The sequence below is a fragment of the Synechococcus sp. BA-120 BA3 genome (genome assembly GCF_034931285.1).
Classification (GTDB): Bacteria; Cyanobacteriota; Cyanobacteriia; order PCC-6307; family Cyanobiaceae; genus Cyanobium.
The window spans coordinates 909-8,074 of the sequence record NZ_JAYGHZ010000311.1 but is presented as its reverse complement, the minus strand read 5'-3'; the positions used below and the strand labels follow the sequence as shown (position 1 = coordinate 8,074).

Here is a 7,166-nt window from a genome sequence, read left to right as displayed (position 1 = left end):
CCACCGGCACGTTGCCGCATTCGCAGGCCGGCAGGGCGAAGCCGAGGGCGGCACCGGTGAGCGGTCCCAGCAGGGGGTGGGACGGGAGGCGCCGCAGCCAGCGGCCGCCGGGAGCGAACCAGCGGGCGCCGGCGGAGATCAGCACGCCGATCAGCAGGAAGGGCAGCGCCTCGATCAGCAGCCCCTGGAACAGGGCCCAGGCGGTGGCGAGTCGGGTGAGGATCACGGCGCCGGCCAGGGCTCCGGACTGGTGGGGGTGGCCGGTTGAGTGGAGGTGCCCGCCTCGAACCACGCGGGGATGGCGGTGAAGCGGGCGGCGTTGGCCTCGTTCTCGCGGGCCTCGACGCGCCAGCAGCAGCTGCGGCCGCCATCCCGCTGGTGCAGCATCTCGTTGGCCCAGCCCCAGGCCACTTCGGCGCTGGCCTCCATGCCCACGTTGGCCATCACCCGCAGGTCGAGGGCGCCCTGCGCATGCAGGGCCTGCCACTGGGCCAGCAGGGGATCGTCGTGGTTGACCAGGAAGGTGTGGTCGAACTGCTGCTCGAGGCGGGCCCGCAGGGGCTGGAGGCTGGAGAAGTCGACCACGAAGCCGTGGATGTCGAGGTGGTGGGCGGCGAACCAGAAGGTGAAGCTGCGGCTGTAGCCGTGCACGAATCGGCAGTGGCCCGGGTGGCGCCACTGGCGATGGCAGCAGGGGAAGCCGCCGTAGCTCTTGCTGCAGGTGTGGGCGGCGGGGCTGGACATGGGGGAGGATCACTGCAGCTGACGTCGCGTCCCGTGGGGGCTCCATCCGCCGCTTCCCCTGGATCCTGTCATCCGCCGTCGCCCGGTGGGGGGGCGGAGCTGGCGGGCCCGGAGCTGATCGCCACGCTGCGCTTCGATGGGGCGGGGCTGATCCCGGCGGTGGCCCAGGACTGGCTGGACGGGGCGGTGCTGATGGTGGCCTGGATGAACCGGGAGGCGATCGAGCACACGCTGGCCACGGGCGAGGTGCACTACTGGAGCCGCTCACGGCAGGAGCTGTGGCACAAGGGGGCCACCAGCGGCCATTTCCAGACGCTGAGGGGCCTGCGTTACGACTGCGACGCCGACGTGCTGCTGCTCACGATCGAGCAGGTGGGCCAGGTGGCCTGCCACACCGGTGCCCGCAGCTGCTTCTACGAGGAAGGCGAAACGGCCACGGCCGGCGGGCCGGACGCCCTGCCGCCACCGGCGGATGTGTGCACCGAACTGGCGCGGGTGATTCGGGGGCGCAAGGAGCACCCCGAACCGGGCAGCTACACCAACAAGCTGCTGGAGGGGGGCGACAACCGCATCCTCAAGAAGATCGGCGAGGAGAGCGCCGAATTCGTGATGGCCTGCAAGGACGACGACCCGGACGCGATCGCCGGCGAGGCGGCCGACCTGATCTTCCATCTGCAGGTGGCCCTGGCCCACCACGGCGTCGACTGGCGCCGGGTGCAGGAGGTGCTGGCGACGCGGCGCGGCGCGCCCAGGCGCGAATGAGCCGCCTGCAGCGCGAACTGGCCTGCCGGCGGCGGCTCACCGATGGATCGGGCGAACGCTGGCTGTGGGCCCTGGGCTCGAGCGTCCCCTGGGTGGGGCTGGCGGTGCTGCTGCTGCACGCGCTGACGCGCCGCACGATGACGCCGTTTCTTTATGGACTCACGGCCCTGGGGGCGGTGGGCTTCCTGGTGCTGACGCTGGGGGGCCTGCCGGACGACCTGGCCAACCGCAACCGGCTGCCGTCGGGGACGGTGCCGGCGGCGATCACGCTGATCTGCGTGGCGGCGTTCGCCTTCGGGCACCGCCAGGGGCAGGAGAAGGCGGCGGTGGAGGCGCGGAAATGGTTGGAGCTGGATGGGTGAGGGCGGGCTTGTCGCCCACCGGCTGAATGACGCCCCCGATACCGATAGCGGGTCTACCCCGGTGGACATCCTGTCGCGAAAGCCTACAGATGGTTCATGAAGGCGTGAATCTTGGCCGAATCCGTTGCGCAGGGTCGATGGAATGGATGTGCCCTGTTGTGATATCTGGCGAGAGTTTCTGGGTAGAGGCGATATCGGAGGTAGGCAGGCATGAACTTTACGTTGGAATGCGAACAAGAGGCAGACGGACGTTGGATCGCCGAGGTGCCAGAACTTCCTGGTGTCCATGCCTACGGAACATCCTCTTCTGCTGCCATGGCCAAGGCTGAAGTCCTGGCTCTCCGTGTCATTGCTGAACGGATTGAAAGCGGTGAACTGAGCCCGTCGCCATCCGATTCTTGCTTCCATTCTCTGCATGAGTCATTGGCCTTCGGGCAAAGCCAAGAAGGTTTTACAGCTTTGCTTTCGATGATGGAGAGGGGAATGGCCCCAGAATGTCGGTCCGAATGGCCAAGCACACTGGACTTCAGCCAAGTGATCGATGAGGGTGGAGCGTTTCGCTGGCCGCTCGATTCATGGGTGAGGGCATCATCCCGCGTCTGCTCCCTCCCCCTCAGAAGGTCAGTCTCACCCCACCTCCGTAGGCGAACTGCCGACCCCTCGAGAGGGTTTCATTCGACGCCGACACCTACACAGGCTCCTTGCTGGCGACCACGACTTTCAAGCTGCCGCTCAGCGTCAGATCGTTCAGGCCGCGATTCTGCCCGGCGCTGCTGAAGCTCACGCCCGCTCCAGGCAGGGAGGTGTTCAGCGAACGGTTGCCGTTGCGGTCAGCCAGTGCATCCACCTGAAAGGCCACAGCGAAGCGCGGCTTGAGCACCTGAGATGTCTCCGGGTACAGGGGAATCGCCGCCATCAGCTCGGCGCCCAGGGTTCCCACAAGGCTGTGGCTGGTGCGGCCCCCACGTTCAGGCCCACGGTGGGGTCACCGCTTTCGCTGAATCCGTCCTGCTGATTGGTCCCATAGGCCACACCCAGTTGCGGCTTGAGCGTGACCGGCACCGTGGCGGTTGGCGTGCTGCGCGGAATCGCCTAGTCAGCCTGCAGCCCCGCCTTGTAGCCATGGCCCTTGTGCTGCCCGTGATCGGGTTGCCGTTGCCCACCGCGATCAGGCGCCGAAGGCCCTGGACGTTGTCGTTGCCGCATCCCAGCAGGCCCTTGATCGTCCAGGCCCCACTCCCATGGGCTTTCCGTTCACCTCGGCGGACCCATGCCCAGCAGCATCGCAGGTGGTTCGAAGGTCGCTGGCCGGAGTATCCACACCGGCCTGGAACGTGGTGCCGCTGGGAGACAAGGGCGTTTCCGGGGAAGGCCAGAGAGGGCTGACGACTCTGTGGATGCGGTTGTCGCCGCAGCGGGTGGGCGGGCATGGCTTAAGTGCTCATGCCGCTCCAAAGGCGTTCCCTCGAAGCACAGCTCGTAACGCCATGGACGCCGTGACCGTCCCCGGGAAGCCTGAAACAGGACCTGCAGCACTCGACGTTTCGTCACTGCTGGCCGATCCCCCTGCCCATCGTTAGGTTCTCAGCGTGCAGCTCCTGTTATCCAGGAAGTCGCTTGATGGAAACTCCACCAACGCGGATCATGGCTTCCAACCGTTGTGTCCCAAAGAGTTTGAGGCAACCCAGATGGGCTTCGTGAATGAAGTGGTCTCGGCGGAAGACATTGCCCGATACAACCTTCCGTTCAAGCCAGGTGATGGTCGTTACTGGACGAGAGATAAGGAACTGGATTGCTACCTGTGGGGGGGGATCATCGAAAACTATTCCAGGGACTATATCCCTGAAGGAAGATTCTGGTTGAGTATTCGAAATACGCTTTTGGACATATCACTAAATGTAGGCAACTTCTCATGCGGATCTCCTGGCGATGTCCCAACACTAGTGTGGAAGGAGGTATCGCATATTCAGCCTAGTGATCTTGGCGGCCTCTGCATGGATGAGGTTGTGTCTGTACTTCGTGACGCCTTGAGCGCGTTTGGAGTTGATGGTGAGACAAGTCAGTCACCGGTTGAGCCGAGAGTGACATTTCAGTTCTGAGCGCTATCTCCTGTATACTTGCACCTTCATATCATGCTACTGACTGCTGAGCAGGCCAATCTTCTGCTGGACTCGATTGAAACCAAAGAGCAGCTCCTGGATCTAATTGAAAGAGTCGATCACCGAGTCCAAGGCTCTGTTACGGTCCTATATAGCGGAGTGACGGGGAGATACACCTCTTTCGGAGACAAGATCGTTCACTCCGGCGCCATGGCAGAGGCTTTGCATGAATCCGGAAATGATGTTCGTACAATTGATCAGTCGGAGATAGGGAAATTCATGAATTTGACGACAAATACAAGCGGCTATAACAAACGATTTTCCGATAAATTGAAGCAGATATTTGGAGAAGACAAGGTTGGATTGCAAAGCTTTATGGATGGTGAGATTATTGATGGTGTGCGCGTGAATAATGGGGTTTGGGATAAGGTGTCAGCTCGATATCTCGAAGATGCGGTTGGGGAGGTGGTGACGTTTACCGGAGGAGCATCTTTGAGCCGAGTCTTCTACCAGACTGAGCTCCCGCTCATTCTCAGCAACCCAAAGGTAACAAGTATCGATGGAATACCAATAGAGGTATTCCACGGAATGTCTATGGAAGAGGCATTTAAGATAATCACGGCTGCATCTGAGGTTAGAACTTCAAGATTGAAGATAGCTGTGGACCATGATGGAAATCCTCTGCAGATTAATCAGCATTACATAGTTGATGCCCGAGACTTCTTTGAAGATTCTAATGTCATCCACGGTAATGCTCCTCCGCCCGATACTCCGATGCGGTCCATGGCGGACTTCATTCCCCAGGAGAGGGTGGCTGCCCATCGTGAAGCGCTGAGAGAGATTCGTGTAGCCCAGGACAACTTGGTTGTTCACTACAAGCAGGATCTTCTGAATCAGCCTGCACGGACTCCATCGCGTTGGCTCAAGGCCATGGATCAACTGGGTCACATTGCTGACGTTGTCAGCCTTGCGGCCGTGGCCCATGATGCCAAAGCGGCGATGGACGCGGGCGATCCAGACGCTGCACAGCAGATGATGACCCAGTGGGCACTTGAGAATGCCGGGGGTATTCTCGCTGGTCGCCTTGCTTCGTTGGCGGTGGCACCCTTGCTGGCCGCGGGCCCGCTTGGCTGGTTGGCTGCCAGCGGACTGGTGCTGTCCGCCTCCATGCTCGGAAGTGCCTATGCCGACGAGGCTGCCGAGTTTGTTGCTGGGCACCTCGCCGATCTCTGGGATCGTGGACTGGAGGCACTGAGAAATCAGTTTCAGGAGGCGGAAGGAACCTATTCATGCCCCCTTGTTCTTGACCTTGACCGCAATGGAGTCATCACATCAGCTCAAGAATGGTCGGCCATTCATTTCGATCATGACGGTAATGGGTTTGCCGAACGGACAGGCTGGATCAGCCCAACGGATGGACTTCTGGTTCATGACCTTGATGACAATGGCCTGATTGATCACGGTGGAGAACTCTTTGGTAATAACACATTGCTACCGAGTGGAACGAAAGCTGCCAACGGATTCGAGGCCCTCAAGGCGCTTGATGACAATGGGGATCGCTGGATTGATCAAAACGATGCGGCATGGTCGACGTTGAAGATATGGATTGACAGAAACAGCAATGCGATGACCGATCAAGGCGAGATGGTGAGCCTTGACGAGGCAGGCTTGCTCCGACTTGGAGTTGACTATGAAGTATCAGATATCGTTGACTCTCAGGGGAATCGACACCTTCAGATTGGCGTGTTTCAGGCCTCTGATGCAACTCTTCAATCCATGCATGATGTCTGGTTTCAAGTTGACCAGGCACGTTCAAAGTGGTTGAACTCTGTCTCAATTGACGCAGGCCTATCAGCGCTTCCAGATCTTCAAGGTATGGGCCTGGTGCCTGATCTGCATCAAGCCATGGCTGTGGATCCATCCGGAGAGCTGCGTTTGCTTCTGGAGCGCTGGATACAGGGTAATACCCTACAGCGTGAAGCATTGATTGATCCATTGCTCTTTCAATGGGTCGGAGTGTCTTTTGATCGACTTAGTTACGGCCGGGAAACGATTGATGGACGACTCGCTGTTATGGAGCGCCTTCTTGGCCAGAGCTTTCGCCAAGGCTGGGCTGACCAACGGCCCTTGGGCCAGGCGGCGAGGATGCTCCATCAAGCCTATGAGGACTTCCGTCTTCAGTTGGAGCATCAGCTGATTCTTCAGACGGACGCCTGGCCGATTCTGCAACGGCTTGTTGCAGTTGATGGCGACATTGATTTACAAGCATCGGAACAGACTCTTGGGTGGATCGCTGGCTATCTTGACACAAGCTTTCTCCAGCCGTCAGACTTCCTGGGGTTGTATAAGCTGACTCGAGCCTTTAGCTCTATCGGAGATGCTGGAGCGTTGATTCTTGCCAAACTGCAGGAGTCATTCCCTTTCGATTCACAGGCAGCACGTACTGTCAATCGACTTGCTTCAGAGCATCGCCTTCAAAAAGGATCTGCAGAGTCCGACTATCTTTCAGGTGCAGACGGTCAGGATTTCCTCGACGGAGGCGCGGGGGATGACCTGCTGCATGGCGGGGCTGGGCGCGACATGTTGGTGGCCGGCAGCGGCAATGACAGCCTGAACGGCGGGATCGGTGATGACGTGTATGTGATCGACCAGGGAGGGGATCGAAAGGAGATCAGTGATACGGATTACCAGAGCGGTAACCATGATGTGGTGCTGTTCACGAATGTGAGGCCGTCAGATGTACGGCTGGTGGAGCGCCATGGCTCGCAGCTGTATGTGCACTATGGCAGCACGGACCGTCTGTGGGTGGAGCACTATTTTGCGTCGGAGGCGCACCGGATTGAGGAGTTCCAGTTCGCGGATGGAAGCCGCTGGGGAGATGTTGAGCTGCGGGACCGCGCGGTGGTGGGGGGTGCGACGGCTGGAGCGGACCGGCTGGGAGGCTTCTGGGACATGGTGAACCGGATTGATGCGCTGGCGGGTGACGATGCGGTGTTTGGTGGCGGGTTCAATGATCTGCTGAAGGGCGGCGAGGGCAACGACTACCTGAGCGGCAGCGACGGCGATGACCATCTCGACGGAGGCGCGGGGGATGACCTGCTGCATGGCGGGGCTGGGCGCGACATGTTGGTGGCCGGCAGCGGCAATGACAGCCTGAACGGCGGGATCGGTGATGACGTGTATGTGATCGACCAGGGAG

7 protein-coding genes are annotated in these 7,166 nt (G+C 60.3%); 4 read left to right on the top strand and 3 right to left on the bottom strand.

Annotated elements, in window-relative coordinates; translation table 11 throughout:
• Positions 1–226, bottom strand: a 226-nt coding sequence (locus VB737_RS12910; RefSeq protein WP_500313524.1) for a permease, incomplete at its 3' end; no start/stop codon positions are given.
• Positions 223–744, bottom strand: coding sequence for a 6-carboxytetrahydropterin synthase (locus VB737_RS12905; RefSeq protein ID WP_500313522.1), 522 nt, complete (start codon positions 742–744; stop codon positions 223–225). The genes VB737_RS12905 and VB737_RS12910, both read right to left, overlap by 4 nt.
• Positions 745–843: 99 nt before the next feature.
• Between VB737_RS12905 and hisIE the strand changes: the two genes are divergently transcribed.
• Together hisIE and VB737_RS12895 are read left to right on the top strand one after the other, a co-directional pair.
• Positions 844–1,506, top strand: a complete 663-nt coding sequence (gene hisIE / locus VB737_RS12900; RefSeq protein ID WP_500313528.1) for a bifunctional phosphoribosyl-AMP cyclohydrolase/phosphoribosyl-ATP diphosphatase HisIE — start codon at positions 844–846, stop codon at positions 1,504–1,506.
• Positions 1,503–1,868 carry a hypothetical protein gene (locus VB737_RS12895; protein ID WP_500313520.1) on the top strand — a complete coding sequence of 122 codons (366 nt, stop codon included), beginning with the start codon at positions 1,503–1,505 and terminating at the stop codon, positions 1,866–1,868. The genes hisIE and VB737_RS12895 overlap by 4 nt, the downstream gene beginning before the upstream one ends.
• A gap of 688 nt (positions 1,869–2,556) precedes the next feature.
• Here VB737_RS12895 and VB737_RS12890 read toward each other — a convergent pair.
• Positions 2,557–2,784: a hypothetical protein gene (locus VB737_RS12890; protein WP_500313519.1), complete on the bottom strand. Its 228-nt coding sequence runs from the start codon at positions 2,782–2,784 to the stop codon at positions 2,557–2,559.
• Between the two features lie 673 nt (positions 2,785–3,457).
• Between VB737_RS12890 and VB737_RS12885 the strand changes: the two genes are divergently transcribed.
• A complete protein-coding gene (locus VB737_RS12885; RefSeq protein ID WP_500313517.1) occupies positions 3,458–3,967 on the top strand; it encodes a hypothetical protein in 510 nt (169 codons plus the stop codon).
• A 210-nt stretch (positions 3,968–4,177) separates the two neighbouring features.
• On the top strand, positions 4,178–7,166 hold a 2,989-nt coding region (locus VB737_RS12880; RefSeq protein ID WP_500313515.1), incomplete at its 3' end, for an SPM autocatalytic domain-containing protein.